An 18,741-nucleotide genomic window follows, 5' to 3' on the forward strand; every position below is an offset into this window, starting at 1 on the left:
GAACAAAATCAATTGAAAAGAAAACAATACAAATCAAAAAAGCTGAACAATGATAACATTGTTCAGCTTTAATTTATAAATTTAATCCTTTAATAATCTGTATCGGTTATTTAGGACTAGACAAATCTAACAAAGGTTGTAGCGCACTTTCATTCCAACCTAATTCGGTTATAGAAGCTGTTTCCCAAGTTTCAGAATTTATTGGGGGGAAATAAAGAGTATCAGGATTTGGTTCTGGGTCAACAGGAGTATCATCTTTAGCGCAATTAAAAAACGATATCGTTACAATAAACAAGATAAAGAAAATACGTTTCATACAAGTAGGTTTTAATATAGGACTTTCAAATATATAAAAGGTTTAATAGTAAATAGTTATAAAAGTTAAAAGTTACTTCAACTAAACAACTAAACAACTAAGCACCCAAAACCCAAAACCTATAACCAAAAACCCATAAACCAACCGTCGTATAATTAGCAACTCAAAAATCGTTAATCTTAAATCGTTAATCTTAAATCATTCCGTATCTTTGCACACTTAAATTTTGGTATGAGAACGAAATCGCTTAAAAAGAATAAAATCAATGTAGTAACGCTTGGTTGTAGTAAAAATGTTTACGACAGTGAAGTGTTAATGGGGCAGCTAAAAGCCAGTGGAAAAGATGTGGTTCATGAAGAAGAAGGCAACATAGTTGTAATTAATACCTGCGGATTTATTAATAACGCCAAGGAAGAAAGCATCAATACCATTTTGGAATTTATGCAGAAAAAGGAAGATGGCGAAGTAGATAAGGTTTTTGTTACAGGCTGTTTAAGTGAGCGTTACAAACCAGATTTACAAAAGGAAATACCGAATGTGGATGAATATTTTGGAACTACGGAGTTGCCTGGGTTATTGAAAGCTTTGGGTGCCGATTATAAGCACGAACTTATTGGCGAACGTTTAACCACCACACCAAAAAATTACGCCTATTTAAAAATAGCCGAAGGTTGCGATAGACCTTGTAGTTTTTGTGCCATCCCGTTAATGCGTGGAAAACACAAGAGTACACCTATTGAAGAAGTAGTAATTGAAGCCGAAAAATTAGCTGCTAAAGGTGTTAAAGAATTGATTTTAATAGCACAAGATTTAACGTATTACGGACTCGACTTATACAAAAAACGAAACCTTGCTGAACTTCTTGAAGCGTTGGTGAAAGTTGAAGGTATTGAGTGGATTCGTTTGCATTATGCATTCCCAACAGGGTTTCCGATGGATGTTTTGGAGGTGATGAACCGCGAACCTAAAATTTGTAATTATTTAGATATTCCTTTACAGCATATTTCAGATGCTATTTTGAAAAGTATGCGTCGTGGTACTACCAAAGAAAAAACCACACAACTGCTTAAAGATTTTAGAGCTGCTGTACCAAACATGACCATAAGAACAACTTTGATTGTTGGTTATCCTGGAGAAACAGAAGAAGATTACCAAACCCTAAAACAATGGGTTAAAGAAATGCGTTTTGAGCGTTTGGGTTGCTTCACGTATTCGCATGAAGAAAACACGCATGCCTATAATTTAGAAGATGATGTGCCAGAAGAAGTGAAACAAGCACGTGCGAACGAGATTATGGAAATTCAATCGCAGATTTCATGGGAATTGAACCAAGCAAAAATAGGGGAGACCTTTAAAGTGGTTATCGATAGAAAAGAAGGTAACTATTTTGTGGGGCGTACCGAATTTGATTCTCCCGATGTTGATAACGAAGTGTTGATTGATGCCAGTAAAACCTATTTAAAAACAGGAGAGTTTGCAACCGTTAAAATTACAGAAGCCGCCGATTTTGATTTATTTGCCGAGGTTGTTGCGTAATTAAATTAGGGTATCATTCGATACCATATCTTGTAACAGCGAAAAGTCGTAAATTTTTCGGTCCAATAAATGTGAAGGCGATACATTTTGTAGCGCATTCATCATAACAGAGGTCCTATCAGGGAAATCGGTTTCCCAATGAGCAATCATTTCCTTAACCTTTTTACGTTGTAAATTCTCTTGAGAACCACATAAATTGCAAGGTATGATGGGGAAATTCATGTGTTGGGAATATACCTCAATATCTTCTTCTTTGCAAAGAGCCAAAGGTCTTAGTATTACTAAATCGCCCGCATCATTTTTAAACTTAGGCGGCATGGTTTCCAGTTTTCCAGCAAAAAAGAAGTTCAACAAAAACGTTTCTACAATATCATTTCTATGGTGGCCTAAAGCAAGTTTGTTGCAATTTAGGTTTTTGGCAGCTTCATAAAGCGTACCACGACGTAATCTGGAGCAAAGGCTGCATGTTGTTTTGCCTTCGGGTGTTTTTTCCATCACCACTTTATAGGTGTTCTTTTCTATAATTTTATAGTCAACACCTAATTTGCTTAAATAATTTGGTAGAACCTCCACAGGAAAACCGGGTTGTTTTTGATCGAGATTTACGGCAATAATTTCAAAAGAAATAGGCGCTACTTTTTGGAAATGCAATAGCATGTGAAGCATGGTGTAGCTGTCTTTTCCTCCAGATAGGCAAACCATAATGCGGTCGCCTGCATCTATCATAGAAAATTGTTCTAAAGCTTCACCTGTAGCCCGGTGTAATTTTTTTGTAATCTGTTCTAAACCCTCCATCGGTACAAAAGTAATATTTTAATGCTTTTCAATGCATACTTTTATGGTGAGCGCTCTAAATTTTTAAGATTTCTTAGGAGTAGAAAGGAGTTTTACGGTTTAGAAGCTAAAAAAAATGTTGTTTGAACTTATTTTAATTCATCCACTTCATTAAAAACTGTTGCAAGTTATTAAATTTTGAGTGGTAGAAAGTAAACCAAACCAACACCCAAAACATTAATCCTAAAAAGAAAAACACACCTGCTTGTGTGTCATAAAGAGAGATTAAGAGACTCAGAATAATTCCTAAAACCAAGTTAAGAAATACGGCATTTTTAATGCTTGAAGGAATGATGCCCGTTAAAAAATTCCAACCTTTTAACTTATTGGTCATTACAATGCTTTCAGGATTGGAAAAATCGACCATAACCTTTTGGGAAAATTCCATGTCAATAATCAGTGCCTTGTCACGCTTTTCATAATTATAATCAAACTTTTTCAAAAAATCTTCAGCAGTTTCAAGTTTCATAATTTCAAAGTTTTGGTTGTTCTATAAATTTAGGGTTTATTTCATCTTTAATAATTATTTGAATGTTAACTTATTGTAATGATTTAATAAGGATCCAATTCATATTTAATAATTTCTTTAAGTATTTTTTATATGATGAAATATTAAAACAACTTGCTTATTTTTGATGAAACCCTTTTTACGTGCAGCCAACAAATTTCTCCAATTTTCTTTTAAACATTAGTAAAACACCACTTCGAGTATTAGATGCTTGTATTCCAAATTCAAGTTATATTGCTTTAGATCTATCGGAAAACAATATAGAATTGCAAGCTATAGATGTATCTTCATCATCCAAATTAGAAACTTATATAACCAATTACATAAGTAAGCACCATGGTAAAATTGCTTTTGGTGGTTATAATGAAGTTCGAACTATTTATAAACGCAGCCATTATTTTAATGTAGAAACAGCTAAAGAACGCAATATTCATATTGGAATGGATTTATGGTGCGATGCAAACTCACCAATATTTGCACCATTAGATGCCACCGTGCATAGTTTTAAAAATAACACCAATTTTGGCGATTACGGACCTACCATTATTTTGAAACATTATATTAAAAATGTTGAATTTTATACGCTTTATGGTCATTTAAGTTTGGTCTCAATTGAAAATTTGAAAGTCAACCAGGTTTTTAAACAAGGTGAGCCGTTGGGTTTTTTAGGTGATTCAGTAGTGAATGGTGACTATCCACCGCATTTACATTTTCAAATTATAAAAGATTTAGAAGGTTTTAGTGGCGATTATCCAGGAGTTTGTAATAAAGCCGATTTGGATTTTTATTTGAATAATTGCCCAGATCCTAATTTATTGTTGAAATTAGATTTTTAATAAATTATCACAAACGTTTTAAAACCATATGTTTTTCAGGTAAATGGTAATTCTATAACACTATCCAAAATTCTTGTAATTCCTTTTGTAGTAGATGGTTGTATCTTGCACTCATATTAATCCAAAATCAAACAATGATGGAAAAAAGAACATTAATATTCAGGATATTGAAGAATTTTATAAGTTTTGCCATTTTCGCTACAATAATTTTATTGGCTTTTACAAGCTGTAGAGAAGAGAAAGCTAAAACGGAAACTGTGATTATAGAAAAGCCTGTTGAAGCTCCTAAAACGGAGGAACACGATGGTACATCCCTTAAAGTGGATGGAGATGGCGTAGAGTTTTCAACCAAAGACGGGAAGAAAAAAACAGAAATAACTATTAAGGATTAGGTTTAGTTATATATTAGATTTGGAAAAAAAAACCGACATGATTGTCGGTTTTTTTTGTGTTTGAAAAGTAGATGTTTTTTTTGACTTCCATTGCTAATTATATAAATAGCATAATGTTTTGGAATTTCATTCAGAATCAATTTTAAGAGAAGTCATTGTTAACGATCCACCAACTGGCTTGTCGTTAAATATGGATACTGTTTCGTTTTTTTCTTTTAATGCCAAGGTGTATATGAGTGGCAAATAATGTTCTGGTGTAGGTATGGCTAAATCAAAAGCTTTTCCTTCATTTCTAAAATGAATTAGATTTTGATGGTTATCATCTAAAATATATTGCTTCATTTTTTCATTAGCTTCGGTTGCCCAATCGAAGGCAAAAGTATCGTTTAGTTTGTTCCAAGCTACAAGTCTTAAATTGTGTACCATGTTGCCACTGCCAATAATAAGTACGCCTTTTTGTCTTAAAGCTGCTAGTTCTCTAGCTAGTTCATAATGGTATTGTGGTGGCTTAGAATAATCAATACTCATTTGAATAACAGGAATATCGGCATTTGGATAAAGGTGTTTAATAACACTCCAAGCACCGTGATCCAATCCCCATTTATCATCGAATTCTACTTCTGTTTTAGTAATGATGCTTTTGGTCTCTTTGGCTAATTCTGGACTTCCAGGAGCTGGATATTGCACATCAAATAAGGCTTGGGGAAATCCTCCAAAATCATGAATGGTTGGTGGGTTTTGCATAGCGGTAACAAAAGTGCCTTTGGTCTCCCAATGTGCCGATATGCAAAGTATGGCGTTGGGTTTTACAAGGTCTTTGCCCAATTGCCTAAATGATGCCACAAATTCGTTTTCTTCAATAGCATTCATGGGGCTACCATGCCCTAAAAACAATACAGGTGTTTTCTTGGTATTGCTTAGGGATAAAGTCATTTTGTATAAACCTTCTAAATGCATTATAACACTATATTTCCTTTTATAAAGGTAAACTTATTTAATGAAAAATCCTGACAGATAACTGTCAGGATTTTTTAGATTATGCGGTTTCCGCTTTCGCAGAAATTGGGTTAATCTTCAATTAAAACCCAGTCGCCTTTAGCCAATAAAGGTTCGGCTTGTTTGTATTTAAGGGTTTTGCTTTCACCATTAATAACATGTTTAATGGTTACTTGGTCGTTACGCCCAATTTTTGGTCTGTCGCGTACAATGGTTTCTACCACTTGTTGCTGCTGTTGGGTGTTACCCGCAGCTCTGTTTTGTGCAGAACGTTCATCTAAATTTGGAATTTCATCTTTTTGAACATTCAGTTTTTCCTGTTTGCGCTCTCTAGCTTCTTGAATGGTGTTTTGTGTTTCTTGAGGCAATTCTCCTTTAAATAAGAACGAAATCACATCTTTATTCACTTCATCAATCATGCCTTTAAACAATTCAAACGCTTCAAACTTATAAATAAGTAACGGGTCTTTCTGTTCGTGTACCGCTAACTGTACCGATTGTTTCAGCTCATCCATTTTACGTAAATGGGTTTTCCAAGCATCATCAATAATGGCAAGGGTGATGTTCTTTTCAAAATCGGTAATTAATTGTTTACCTGCGGTTTCGTAAGCTTTTTCAAGATCGGTAACCACATTTAAAGTTTTAATACCGTCGGTAAATGGCACTACAATACGTTTGAATTTATCGCGCTGCGTTTCATATACATTTTTAATAACAGGGAATGCTATATCGGCATTGCGTGTCATTTTTTCTTTATAATGTTCAAAGGCTGCACGGTATATTTTACCTGTAATTTCTTGTGCTGAAAGTTTTCCAAATTCCGCTTCGGTAATAGGAGAACTCATAGAGAAATAACGGATCAATTCAAATTCATAATTTTTAAAGTCGTTTGCAGTCTTGTTAGTTTCAACAATACCTTCAGACGTGTCATAAATCATATTTGCTAAATCCACACGTAAACGCTCACCAAATAAGGCGTGGTGGCGACGTTTGTAAACCACTTCACGTTGTGCGTTCATAACATCATCATACTCCAATAAACGCTTACGAACCCCAAAGTTGTTTTCCTCTACTTTTTTCTGTGCTCTTTCAATGGATTTTGAAATCATGGAATGCTGAATTACTTCACCTTCCTTCAAGCCCATGCGATCCATCATTTTAGCAATACGCTCGCTACCAAACAAACGCATCAAGTTATCTTCTAACGATACGTAGAATTGTGAACTACCCACATCTCCTTGACGACCTGCACGACCACGTAACTGACGGTCTACACGACGTGAATCATGACGCTCCGTACCTACAATGGCTAAACCACCGGCTTTTTTAACCTCGTCACTCAACTTAATATCGGTACCACGACCAGCCATATTGGTAGCGATGGTTACTTGTCCCGATTTACCTGCTTGATCTACAATTTCGGCCTCTTTTTTATGTTGTTTCGCATTTAAAACGTTGTGCGGTATTTTACGAATGGTAAGCATTTTACCAAGTAACTCACTAATTTCAACAGAAGTTGTACCAATAAGAACCGGTCTGCCTGCCTGCGAAAGTTTAGTAACATCATCAATAACCGCATTGTATTTTTCGCGTTTTGTTTTATAAACTAAATCTTCCTTATCATCTCTAGCAATGGGTTTGTTTGTTGGAATTTCAACAACATCCAATTTATAGATTTCCCAAAACTCGCCAGCTTCTGTTACCGCAGTACCCGTCATACCAGAAAGTTTGCGGTACATTCTAAAGTAATTTTGAAGTGTTACGGTAGCAAAAGTTTGGGTAGCATCTTCAATTTTTACATTTTCTTTGGCTTCAATGGCTTGGTGTAATCCGTCTGAATAACGGCGTCCATCCATAATACGACCCGTTTGCTCATCAACAATCATTACTTTGTTGTCCATAACCACATATTGAATGTCTTTTTCAAATAATGCGTAGGCTTTAAGTAATTGGTTAAGGGTATGGATACGCTCCGATTTTACACCAAAATCTTTATATAACTCTTCTTTTAATTTTGCTTCTTCCGCTAAAGGTAAATTTTGGTTTTCAATTTTGGCAATTTCAATACCTATTTCAGGCATGATGAAAAAGTCTGGGTCGTCTTTTCCGGAAATGTATTCAACCCCTTTATCGGTAAGTTCAATTTGATTGTTTTTTTCTTCAATGACATAGTATAATTCGGCATCAACCTTTGGCATTTCGCGGTTGTTGTCCTGCATGTAGAAGTTCTCGGTTTTTTGAAGCAGTTGTTTTACGCCTTCTTCACTTAAAAACTTAATAAGCGCTTTGTTTTTAGGCATCCCACGATACACACGTAACAATTGGAAACCACCTTCTTTTGTATCACCAGCAGTAATTAATTTTTTAGCTTCAGCCAAAACACCTGTTAAATACTTGCGTTGTACCGCAACAATATCGTCTACTTTAGGCTTCAATTCGTTAAACTCATGGCGTTCTCCTAACGGAATGGGACCCGATATAATTAACGGTGTACGTGCATCATCCACTAATACCGAATCCACCTCATCTACAATAGCGTAGTGGTGTGGGCGCTGTACCAAATCATTTGGCGAGTGTGCCATATTATCACGTAGATAATCGAAACCAAACTCGTTGTTGGTACCATAGGTAATATCGACATTGTAAGCTTTTTTACGCGCTTCACTGTTTGGTTGATGGTAATCAATACAATCAATAGTCAACCCGTGAAATTGAAAAATAGGCGCCATCCACGCGCTATCACGTTTTGCCAAATAATCATTTACGGTTACTAAATGCACGCCTTTTCCAGCTAGCGCATTTAAGTACACAGGAAGCGTAGCTACCAATGTTTTACCTTCACCTGTTTGCATCTCGGCAATTTTACCTTGGTGCATGGCAATACCACCAATAAGCTGAACATCGTAGTGTACCATATCCCAAGTAATGGCTTTACCGGCAGCATCCCAAGAGTTGGACCAAATGGCTTTATCATTATCTAAAGTAACATAATCTTTTTCGCCCGATAATTCTCTATCATAGGCATTAGCTGTTACCGTAATGTTGGTGTTATTTTTAAAACGTTTTGCAGTTTCTTTAACCACCGCAAAAGCTTCTGGTAAAATGTTGTTTAAAACATCTTCGGTAGTTTTGTAAGCATCATCTTTTAATTTGTCAATCTCCAGATAAATATCTTCGCGCTTGTCAATATCTTCGGTGTTTTCAGCTTCTTCAAGAAGTTTTGCTATTTGGTCGTTTATAGGCTGTATGGCTTCTGCAATGCTAGCCTTAAATTGTGCTGTTTTTGCCCTAAGTTCATCGTTGGATAATCCTTCTAAAGCCGCTTCAAAAGCCTTGATTTTAGTTACAATAGGCATAATGGCCTTTACATCTTGTTTGGATTTGTCGCCAACAAATACTTTAAGTACAGAATTTAAAAAACTCATGTGTATATATGTTATGTGTTAACTAGGAATTCCTAGTGGTAAATTATTTTGTTTTTGATGCTTTTTAAAAAGCAATCAAAGATACATTTTGTTATATGTTTTATAAAGATTAAAGACAAAAAAAAAGCCTCAAACCGAGACTTTTTAACTTTTCTTTATGCTTTATTAATATTCATCCTCATTCCAAAGGTAATCTTCATCTGTTGGATAATCAGACCATATTTCGTCAATAGAGTCGTAGGCATCGCCTTCGTCTTCAATAGACTGTAAGTTTTCAACAACCTCCAAAGGAGCTCCGGTTCTAATAGCGTAATCTATCAACTCGTCTTTTGTTGCTGGCCAAGGCGCATCACTTAAATAAGATGCTAATTCTAAAGTCCAATACATTTTTTGTGCGTTTTAATTTTGTGCAAAAATAATTTTTTAGTTTAAACACACAAGAAAAAAATGAATTATTTAATTATTATTTTTAAGAACGTGTTGTTTTTAATTGTAAACAACTTAAATTAAGTGTTTTATTTGGGGCGTTACCCACCCTTCGTCTCCGCTCAGGGCAGGCGGTCGGGCTTTCCGCGCTACACGGTAGCTTGCTTCAAATGCTCAGCATTCACGATTTCTAATACAACATTAATCTCATGAGTAATCCCTAACGCAAATCACGTTTTCATAAAAAAATTACTGCTTTTCAGGAATCCATTTAATCTCGTTTGCATGCAAGTCGTAAGACAACTTTCGTGCCAACACAAAAAGATAGTCAGAAAGGCGGTTTAAGTACATCATAGTATGCGCATCAATAGGCTCCATATCGTTAAGTGCTGTAGCTAAGCGTTCTGCCCTGCGGCATACACAACGCGCAATATGACAGAATGACACAGTTTGGTGTCCGCCAGGTAACACAAAATGCGTCATAGGAGGTAAGGCTTCGTTCATAGTATCCATTTCAAGTTCTAAACGTTCTATATTTTCACTCGATATTTTTGGGATATTCAATCGTTCCTTACCGTTTTTTAAAATGGCTTTTTCAGGGTCGGTTGCCAAAATAGCACCAACTGTAAACAACCTGTCTTGAATATGTATCAATAAATCTTTGTAATGGACATCTATATCTTGGTCACGAATCAATCCTAAATACGAGTTTAATTCATCAACGGTGCCATAACTTTCAATTCTTATATGGTGTTTAGGTACACGTGTGCCACCAAATAATGCCGTGGTACCTTTATCTCCTGTTTTTGTGTAAATTTTCATTCTTGATGTTTTTAGCTATTAATAAAAACCAATTTTTTTTCTTGTTAACAGGTTTTATACTTATTCCGTGTCACGAATTTAATAAGTTATAAGACAAAGAAAAACATGATTGTAGAACTTTACACTAAGAATACTACTTTTTTAAGAATTTTAACATCTATTAACAAGAAAGGTTTATTTTTGTCTCAAAATTAAAACCAAATCTAAAATTTAAAATTTATGAAGAAAATCACATTTTTATTTTTATTCGTTATAAGCTCTATGTGTGTTGAAGCGCAGTCTTATGTCGGATTTTTAACAGACAATTACAGCGGTGTAAATAGCGTTATTTCCAATCCCGCTAACATAACAGATTCTCGTTTTAAAACCGATATCAATCTTGCTGGGGCTAGTGTTTTTGGAGGAAATGATTACTATGGGGTAAACATTTTTGATGCTTTTAAAGATAATTATGATTTTGATTTGGATGCAAAAAAGTCTCCAACTACAGATAATAATGCGGCTGTAAATATTGATGTTATGGGGCCAGCATTTATGTTCAATTTAAACAATAAAAGTTCACTTGCAGTTTTTACTAGAGCACGCTCTATGGTAAATGTTAATGAAATTAATGGAGAAACTATTGATGATTTAGATAATGATACCACTGGTGATTTTAGTGTAAACGAAGGCGATTTCAATATGTTTGCGCATGCATGGGCTGAAGCTGGTATTACATATGCCAGAGTATTGTTTAATGAAGGTGAACACTTTTTAAAAGGAGGTTTAACTGCAAAATTCCTTCAAGGTGGAGGTACTGCGTATGCCTATGGTAAAGATGTACAGATAAATTACTTAGAAAACGATCCAAATTTTGGAGGAAATGGAAGTATTGATGCACAAGGTCAAGTAACGTATGGGCGTTTTGCAGAGTTTGATAATGATAATTATGATTATGAACTTCCCGATGCTATTGGTTTTGGTGGTGATTTAGGTTTTGTTTACGAATGGAGGCCAAACCATGCCGATTATACAACTACAAATGCAGATGGTGAATCATTTACTCCAAAAGATAAAAACAAATACAAATTAAAAATAGGTTTATCTATTACTGATGTTGGAAGCATTAAATATAAAGAAGGATTTGTAGACACATATGCTATCCCAGATAATTTTGGAGCTGTTAATGAGCAAGATTTTGATGATGCAGAGGATATTAATCAATTTTTGGAAGATACTTATGCCTCATTTCTAACAAGTTCTTCAAATGGAATGACGATTACATTACCAACGGCACTTCATTTTAATGCAGATTGGAGTTTCACTAGCAAATTATATGCAAATTTAAATACAGATTTTTCATTGGTAGCTAAAGGTAAAGAAAACGCTAGCCGTATTTCAAACATTGTGTCGTTAACACCACGTTTTGAAAGTAAATGGTTTAGTTTTTATGTGCCACTTAGCATGGTGGAAAATAACGGATTTCAAGCTGGAGCAGGTTTAAGAGCTGGACTATTATATATTGGATCAGGATCTGTTATTACAGCATTAGCTGGCGATAATAGTAAAGGTGCCGATGTGTATGCAGGTTTAAAAATACCTATTTACCAAAGCAGCCCTAAAGATAAAGATGGTGATGGTATTATTGATAAATTGGATGGATGTCCAAATGAATCTGGCCCAATGGAAAATAATGGTTGCCCATGGTTAGATAGAGATGTGGATGGTATAATGGATAATTTGGATGCATGTCCAGATAAAAAAGGACCTAAAGAAAATAATGGATGCCCTTGGGGAGATAAAGATGGGGACACCGTATTAGACAATGTTGATGCATGTCCAGATGAGGCAGGTCCCATTGAAAATAGTGGGTGCCCATGGAAAGATTCCGATAAAGATGGTGTTTTAGATAAAGATGATAAATGTGTTGATGTACCAGGTACTGTTGCAAACAATGGCTGTCCTGAAGTAACTGAGGAAATTCAAAAAACTTTAAATGCTTATGCAAAAACAATTTTGTTCGATTCTGGTAAATCGACTATCAAATTAGTTTCTAATGGTATTTTAAATGAAATTGTTACCATTTTAGGTAAATATCCAAATGCTAAGTTTGCGATTGAAGGTCACACCGATAGCGTTGGAAGTGATGCTTTAAACCAAAAATTATCAGAAGAAAGAGCCAGTGCGGTAATGACTTACTTAATTGAAAAAGGAGTAGCTTCTAGCAGATTAACATCGGCTGGTTTTGGTGAAAGCAAGCCTATTGCAACTAATACAACAAAAGCAGGTCAAGCTCAAAACAGACGTGTTGAAATTAATTTAGTGAAATAGGAAGTTTTGGTTTCTGCTATAAGGTAGTTTGCCAATTACTATAAATTATTTATTATAAAGACCTCACAAGTTTTCAAAACCTGTGAGGTTTTGTTTATTTATAAGGTTTTCAATTTTATAAATAAATCAATAGTCTCATATATATAATCTCATTTAGAGGAAAATCTTAGTTTCAAGAATGAAAACTTCAAAATAGATTAGCTACGCTGAATCTTCTATTTCCAGCCTTCGCAGGAATAACAGACTAAACCCTGATAGTAAAATGTTCCTTAGCCTGTTCTTTTCTAAAAAAAACAAATCCCCAAAAGAAGGTGTCAATAGTAACCGTTACTTGTGGATGCTGTTTAATGGTTTCCCAAGCTTCGGTCATGCCATCAGACCAATGAATGTCATCAAAAATAAAAACAGAGTCGTTATGCGCCGTTCTAAGAAGGGTTTCAAAATAATATAAAGTGGCTTCTTTTTGGTGATTCCCATCAAAGAAAATGAGGTCGTAGGTTGTGGGTTTTAGGTTTTTAATAACATCATTGAAATCTCCTGTTATTAGGTCGATATGCTCTAACGAATGGTTTTCTAAATTAGTTTTTGTAAAATCAGAAATATTGGGGCAACCTTCAATGGTTGTTATGTTGGAATTTGGATATCCTAAATGCATGGCATGGGTTGCAACACCTAAAGAAGTGCCTAACTCTAATATGTTTTTAAAATTAAAATAAGTGGTAAGCCTGTATAAAAGTTTGGCTCTTTTGTTGGTTGTACCTGCGTTTTTAGCTATTTCGGAAACATAACGTTCATGCAGTTTGGTAACATGAGAACCTACGCCCAAATCGGTTATTGCAATTTTGTTTTTGTTTTCAAGAAGCTGTTTTTTATAATTGTAAATACTTTTGTAAGCTTTATAATCTGTTTTGTCATAAAAACACTTCGTAACTAAATTATATACAAAAGGGGAGTGCACTCCGTGTTCATTAGTGGATTTTGTTAAGAATTTTATGTATGATTTAATTTGATGCATCTCTAAGTTTCAGAGTTTCAAAGTTTCAGAGTTTCAAAGCTACAGAGTTTTTTTGCTTTGTCACTTTGCAGCTTTGTCACTTAATTACTCTAATTTCTCGTGTAATTCCAACCAACGCAGTTCCTTTGCTTCCAAATCATCAATAATTTGTTGTAATTTTTCTGATAATTTATTTATTTCTTCGGGTTTTAAATCGGGGTTGTTAAACTTAGCTTCTAGTTCTTTTTTATCAAAAGCCAATGAATTTAGTTTGCTTTCAATGTTTTTAAGTTCTTTTTCTTCGTTGTAAGAAAGCTTATTTTCCTCAGTTTTTTTCCAAGCATTTTTTTCTTTTTTGTCTTCGGAAGTATTTGAAATGACAGGTTGACTATCATCATAAATTCGGAAATCGGTATAGTTTCCAGGGAAATCTTCAATAACACCATCACCTCTAAAAACAAAAAGATGATCCACAACTTTATCCATAAAATAACGGTCGTGGGATACCACAATAACGCACCCAGGAAAATCCATCAAGAAGCTTTCCAATACATTTAGGGTTACAATATCTAAATCGTTTGTAGGCTCATCCAGAATTAAAAAATTAGGGTTCTGTATTAAAACGGTACACAAATACAAACGTTTACGTTCGCCACCACTTAATTTTTCAACAAAATCATATTGTTTTTTTCTACTGAATAGAAAGCGTTCCAAAAGCTGTTGGGCACTTATTTGTTTTCCTTTTTTAAGTGGAATGTAATCACCAAACTCTCGAATCACATCAATAACCTTTTGTTCGGGTTTAATAGTAATGCCCTTCTGAGTGTAATAACCAAATTTTACGGTTTCACCAATGATAACTTTCCCAGAATCAGGTTGCGATGTTTGTGTTAACAGGTTTAAAAATGTGGTTTTTCCTGTACCATTTTTTCCAATAATACCAACACGTTCCCCGTTTTTAAATAAATATTCAAAACCATCAAGTATCACTTTATCTTTAAAAGATTTTGATACTTTATGAAACTCTACCACTTTGCTGCCCAAACGCTCCATGTTAAGTTCTAATTGTACTTCGTGGTCGTTTCTGCGTTGGCTGGCACGGTGTTTTATATCGTGAAAATCGTCTATACGCGATTTTGATTTGGTAGTTCTAGCTTTGGGTTGTCGGCGCATCCATTCCAACTCTTTTTTGAAAAGTTGTTTGGCTTTACCCGTTTCTACTTCGGTTTGTTCAATCCTAGCTTCACGTTTTTCCAGATAATAGGAGTAGTTCCCTTTATAACTGTATAATTGTCCCTCATCCAATTCTATAATTTCATTACACACACGCTCCAAAAAATAACGGTCGTGCGTTACCATAAAAAGCGTAATATTTTCTTTGGCAAAAAAGGCTTCAAGCCATTCAATCATTTCTAAATCCAAATGGTTGGTAGGCTCATCTAGAATTAATAGATCCGGTTTATTTATTAAAGCATTAGCTAATGATAAACGTTTTTTTTGCCCGCCTGAAAGTGCACCCACTTTCATATTCAAATCTTCAAGTTTTAATTTGAAAAGAATTTGTTTGTATTGTGTTTCAAAATCCCAAGCTTGGTATTGTTCCATTTGTTCGAATGCTTTTTGGTAGGCATCAGCATCTTCCGGATTTAAAAGCGCATGTTCGTAATCTAAAATAACCTTTAAAATAGGGTTGTCGCTTGCAAAAATGGTTTCTTCAACCGTTAAGGCATCATTAAATTTAGGATCTTGTGATAAAAAAGATACCACAATACCATTTCTGTACGTTATAGTACCAGAATCGGCTTCATCATCACCTGAAATAATATTTAGAATAGAGGTTTTTCCAGTACCATTTTTCGCAACGAATGCTATTTTTTGGTCTTTATGGATGCTAAATGAAATATTTTCGAAAAGCGTTAACTCTCCGTAAGATTTCGATATATTTTCAACAGTTAAGTAATTCAAGAGGCTATTTTTTATGCAAAGAACGGATAAAAAACCAAAAAATCAGTTATAAGTTTTATTGTTCCCTATGAAAAGTTATATTTGTGATAAATCAATTACCCCTATGACGAAATGTAAATCCCTGCTTATTTACTTGTTTATCAGTGTTTTGTGTGCTTCATGTATCACCAATAAAGATGTGGTTTATTTACAGGATAAAGGAACTTCTAAACTAGATTCTTTATCAATAAAAGAATTATCGAAGCCTTATAGAGTTCAAGTTAACGATATTTTAAGTATTAATGTAAAAGCTTTAGATAATGAACTTACGGCTATTTTTAACCCAGTAGGGAATAATAGTTCAGGAGCTCAAGGAGGTTTGTACTTTAGTGGGTTTACGGTTGACTTACATGGAAACATAAAGTTTCCCATTTTAGGAGAAATTAATGTTTTAGGTTTCACCATTACGGAAATAGAGGATAAGGTAAAAAGTGAATTATTGGCGCAATATTTTAAAGAATCGGCAGAATTGTTTGTAACAGTTAAATTGGCTGGTTTAAAATATACCACAATAGGAGAGGTTGGTACTGGGGTGCACACACTTTTTCAAGATCGTGTTAATATTATTGAAGCATTAGCAAATGCGGGTGATATAGCATTAACAGGAGATAGAAAAGATGTTTTGGTAATACGGCAATACCCAGATGGTCAAAAAATACATCATATAGATTTAACCGATATTGCTGCTATGCAATCGCCCTATTATTATATTCAACCTAATGATATAATACTAGTGAAGCCACTAAGACGTAAATCGTTAGGGGCGGGACAAACAGCTATTCAAAATATAACAACCATCGCATCCATATTATCGGTTCTGGTATCCACTTATTTTTTAACTAAAAATTTATAAGCTTTTAATATGAATGATGAATTTGAAGCATCGGAATCGCAATTTCAATCGGTATTCGATTTTAAGGCTTTTTTGTACAGAGCTTTAAGCTATTGGAAGCTTTATATACTTTTTATTGGTATTGGTGTTTTTATAGTGTACCAACAGAATATTAGAAAACAACAATCATACAGGTTAGCTACCCAAATTTCTATTGAAGAAGAATCAAATCCTTTATTTACTTCTACTACCAGCTTAACATTTAATTGGGGAGGCGTTTCAGGTAAAGTACAAACCATGATGACCTCCTTAAGATCGCGTTCCATTCATGAAAAAGTTGTTGATAATCTTCAATTTTATATTTCATATTTAAAACAAGCGCGCTTTAGAAAAGACGATGTTTACAAAGAAGCACCTTTTAGAGTAAAGTTAATCCCCAACACCAATCAGGTTTTAAACGTTCCCGTGAAAATTGTTTTCATAGATAAAGATACTTTTGAATTAACGTTCAATTTCGAAACCAATGTTGTAAATGCACAAAATTTTACTACCAAAGAGACACTGAATTTAGATGTACCTATTCAAGAAATAAAAGTAAAATATGCTTTAGGCGAGCCCGTGATACTTCCGTATTTTAATGCTACTATTGAATTAGCAGATAAAAGAACAGCGTATCCTGGCGATGAATATTTTATACAATTTAGCAATTTTGATGCTGTTGTAGCCAATTATAAAAATCGATTATCTATTGATAACCCAAGAAATTCAGCCATATTAAATTTAAGTATGGTTGATGTGAACAAGGGTAAAATTGTAGATTATTTAAATGAAACGGTTCAAGTTTTAAGTGAAGATCAATTAAACAGAAAAAACCAGTTTGTTACCAATACCATTAACTTTATTGATGCACAGTTAGAAAGGGTAAGATCACAACTTACATTAAATGCCGATTCTTTAAACAATTATAGAGAGCAAAACAAAATTTACAATCTGGATGGGGAAAGTGCCACTATAAACAATAAATTAACGGATTTAGAATTAAATAAGGATAATATGAATAGGAAACTGGCTTATTATGCCAGTTTAAAAACCTATTTAGAAACAAGCAATAGTTTTACAGATGTTCCAGCGCCATCCATTGCTGGGATTGATGATAGTAATATACTTTCCAATATTGGGAAGATTAATCAGTTATCAGTCCAAAAATCCAAGTACGAATCTACAGTAAGAAAGGATGCTTTAATTTTTGATGATCTTAATAGGCAAATAGAAGGTATTAAAACCGTACTTCTGGAAAATATAAGTTCTGCAACCAACGGAATTAAAAGAGAGATTCAAGCTGTAAATTCTAAAATTGCAACTGCCGAATCGGAAATAAAAAGACTTCCTAAAGCACAACAAAAATTATTGGGTATTAAAAGGCAATATGCTTTAAGCGAACAAACGTATAATGTGTTTTTGGCAAAACGAGGAGAGGCTGACATTATTAAATCGGCAAGTGTTTCCGATGTTTTAGTAATAGACCCTGCCAAAGATACGGGAGCTATTCCCATAGATTTAAAATTAAGTTCCAGATATTTATTTGCAATAATTGGTGGTTTATTATTACCACTCATGCTCGCTTTAATATTAACTTTTTTAGATAATAAAATCCACAGTCCGCAAATCTTAGAGAATTTATCTAAAATACCATTATTAGGAGTGGTTGGAAAAAGTAGTATTGAGAGCAATTTAATTGTGCATTTAAAGCCAAAATCGGTAGTAGCCGAGTCCTTTAGAGGTATTAGGTCGAGTTTACAATACATGTACAATAAGCGTGACTTAAATAGTTCGAAAATTGTGACTGTAACTTCATCCGTAAGTGGTGAAGGCAAAACGTTTTGCTCTATAAATATAGCCACCGTTTTTGCACTAAGCGGTAAAAAAACAGTGTTGGTAGGATTGGATTTAAGAAAGCCGAAAATTTTTGGCGATTTTCAAATAAAGAATGATATAGGAGCTGTAAATTACTTAATAGGTCAAGAGGAGCTTGAAGGCATTGTTCAGCAAACCAATGTGCCCAATTTAGATGTGATTACCTCAGGCCCTATACCACCCAATCCATCGGAGTTGTTAATAGGAGAAAAAACAGATGCTTTAATGGCTGCATTAAAGGAAAACTATGATTTTATAGTACTAGATACACCTCCTATTGGTTTGGTTGCTGATGCTTTTGAATTGTTAAAATATACAGATGCTACTATTTATGTAATTAGACAAGATTATACCGAAAAGGGGATGCTGAATCTTATTAACGATAAGTACGAAAAAGGAGAGGTTAAAAATATAAGTTTCCTATATAATTATTACGACCAAAAAGGAAAATATGGCTACGGCTACGGTTATGGCTACGGTTACGGCTATGGTTACGGACATTACGCCAATGGGTATCATGAAGATGATCATTCTAAAAAAGGGTTGATGGGTAAATTAAAAAAGATATTTAAAAAGGGTTAAGTACTTAAAAGCTT

The 18,741-nt window shown here is 34.3% G+C and carries 15 protein-coding genes; 6 read left to right on the forward strand and 9 right to left on the reverse strand.

The window, feature by feature from the left end; genetic code table 11:
• Positions 1-106: 106 nt before the first annotated feature.
• Entirely contained in the window at positions 107-316 is a 210-nt protein-coding gene (locus J8H85_RS11695; RefSeq protein WP_209655387.1) for a hypothetical protein, read from the reverse strand.
• A gap of 231 nt (positions 317-547) precedes the next feature.
• Here J8H85_RS11695 and rimO point away from each other — a divergent pair, with 231 nt between their 5' ends.
• Complete coding sequence (gene rimO, locus J8H85_RS11700; protein WP_209655388.1) at positions 548-1,852, forward strand: 30S ribosomal protein S12 methylthiotransferase RimO; 1,305 nt, start codon at positions 548-550, stop codon at positions 1,850-1,852.
• Here rimO and ttcA read toward each other — a convergent pair whose 3' ends face one another.
• Together ttcA and J8H85_RS11710 are read right to left on the reverse strand one after the other, a co-directional pair.
• The gene (gene ttcA / locus J8H85_RS11705; RefSeq protein ID WP_209655389.1) at positions 1,853-2,647 is read right to left on the reverse strand and encodes a tRNA 2-thiocytidine(32) synthetase TtcA; all 795 of its coding nucleotides are present in this window, start codon (positions 2,645-2,647) and stop codon (positions 1,853-1,855) included.
• A gap of 133 nt (positions 2,648-2,780) precedes the next feature.
• Positions 2,781-3,155: a hypothetical protein gene (locus J8H85_RS11710; RefSeq protein ID WP_209655390.1), complete on the reverse strand. Its 375-nt coding sequence runs from the start codon at positions 3,153-3,155 to the stop codon at positions 2,781-2,783.
• A 182-nt stretch (positions 3,156-3,337) separates the two neighbouring features.
• Here J8H85_RS11710 and J8H85_RS11715 point away from each other — a divergent pair, with 182 nt between their 5' ends.
• The gene (locus J8H85_RS11715) at positions 3,338-4,030 is read left to right on the forward strand and encodes a peptidoglycan DD-metalloendopeptidase family protein (RefSeq protein WP_209655391.1); all 693 of its coding nucleotides are present in this window, start codon (positions 3,338-3,340) and stop codon (positions 4,028-4,030) included.
• 134 nt (positions 4,031-4,164) lie between these two features.
• Positions 4,165-4,422 carry a hypothetical protein gene (locus J8H85_RS11720; RefSeq protein ID WP_209655392.1) on the forward strand — a complete coding sequence of 86 codons (258 nt, stop codon included), beginning with the start codon at positions 4,165-4,167 and terminating at the stop codon, positions 4,420-4,422.
• A 126-nt stretch (positions 4,423-4,548) separates the two neighbouring features.
• On the opposite strand, the gene ygiD is transcribed toward J8H85_RS11720, so the two are convergent.
• From ygiD to J8H85_RS11740, 4 genes are all read right to left on the reverse strand, one after another.
• A complete protein-coding gene (gene ygiD, locus J8H85_RS11725; protein WP_209655393.1) occupies positions 4,549-5,379 on the reverse strand; it encodes a 4,5-DOPA-extradiol-dioxygenase in 831 nt (276 codons plus the stop codon).
• A gap of 110 nt (positions 5,380-5,489) precedes the next feature.
• Positions 5,490-8,843 (reverse strand): preprotein translocase subunit SecA, encoded by a 3,354-nt coding sequence (gene secA, locus J8H85_RS11730; protein WP_209655394.1) that lies wholly within the window; start codon positions 8,841-8,843, stop codon positions 5,490-5,492.
• A gap of 165 nt (positions 8,844-9,008) precedes the next feature.
• Complete coding sequence (locus tag J8H85_RS11735) at positions 9,009-9,230, reverse strand: DUF2795 domain-containing protein (protein WP_044638512.1); 222 nt, start codon at positions 9,228-9,230, stop codon at positions 9,009-9,011.
• Positions 9,231-9,518: 288 nt separating this feature from the next.
• A complete protein-coding gene (locus J8H85_RS11740) occupies positions 9,519-10,091 on the reverse strand; it encodes a cob(I)yrinic acid a,c-diamide adenosyltransferase (RefSeq protein ID WP_209655395.1) in 573 nt (190 codons plus the stop codon).
• Positions 10,092-10,310: 219 nt separating this feature from the next.
• Here J8H85_RS11740 and J8H85_RS11745 point away from each other — a divergent pair, with 219 nt between their 5' ends.
• Positions 10,311-12,401, forward strand: a complete 2,091-nt coding sequence (locus J8H85_RS11745) for a DUF5723 family protein (RefSeq protein ID WP_209655396.1) — start codon at positions 10,311-10,313, stop codon at positions 12,399-12,401.
• A 244-nt stretch (positions 12,402-12,645) separates the two neighbouring features.
• Here J8H85_RS11745 and J8H85_RS11750 read toward each other — a convergent pair whose 3' ends face one another.
• Positions 12,646-13,416, reverse strand: coding sequence for an O-methyltransferase (locus J8H85_RS11750; protein WP_209655397.1), 771 nt, complete (start codon positions 13,414-13,416; stop codon positions 12,646-12,648).
• An 84-nt stretch (positions 13,417-13,500) separates the two neighbouring features.
• Positions 13,501-15,360, reverse strand: a complete 1,860-nt coding sequence (locus tag J8H85_RS11755; RefSeq protein WP_209655398.1) for an ABC-F family ATP-binding cassette domain-containing protein — start codon at positions 15,358-15,360, stop codon at positions 13,501-13,503.
• A gap of 103 nt (positions 15,361-15,463) precedes the next feature.
• Between J8H85_RS11755 and J8H85_RS11760 the strand changes: the two genes are divergently transcribed.
• Together J8H85_RS11760 and J8H85_RS11765 are read left to right on the forward strand one after the other, a co-directional pair.
• Entirely contained in the window at positions 15,464-16,252 is a 789-nt protein-coding gene (locus tag J8H85_RS11760) for a polysaccharide biosynthesis/export family protein (protein ID WP_209655399.1), read from the forward strand.
• Between the two features lie 9 nt (positions 16,253-16,261).
• Positions 16,262-18,727, forward strand: a complete 2,466-nt coding sequence (locus tag J8H85_RS11765; protein WP_209655400.1) for an exopolysaccharide transport family protein — start codon at positions 16,262-16,264, stop codon at positions 18,725-18,727.
• Positions 18,728-18,741 lie beyond the last annotated feature (14 nt).

The organism is Mariniflexile gromovii (assembly GCF_017814435.1).
Taxonomy (GTDB): Bacteria; Bacteroidota; Bacteroidia; order Flavobacteriales; family Flavobacteriaceae; genus Mariniflexile; species Mariniflexile gromovii.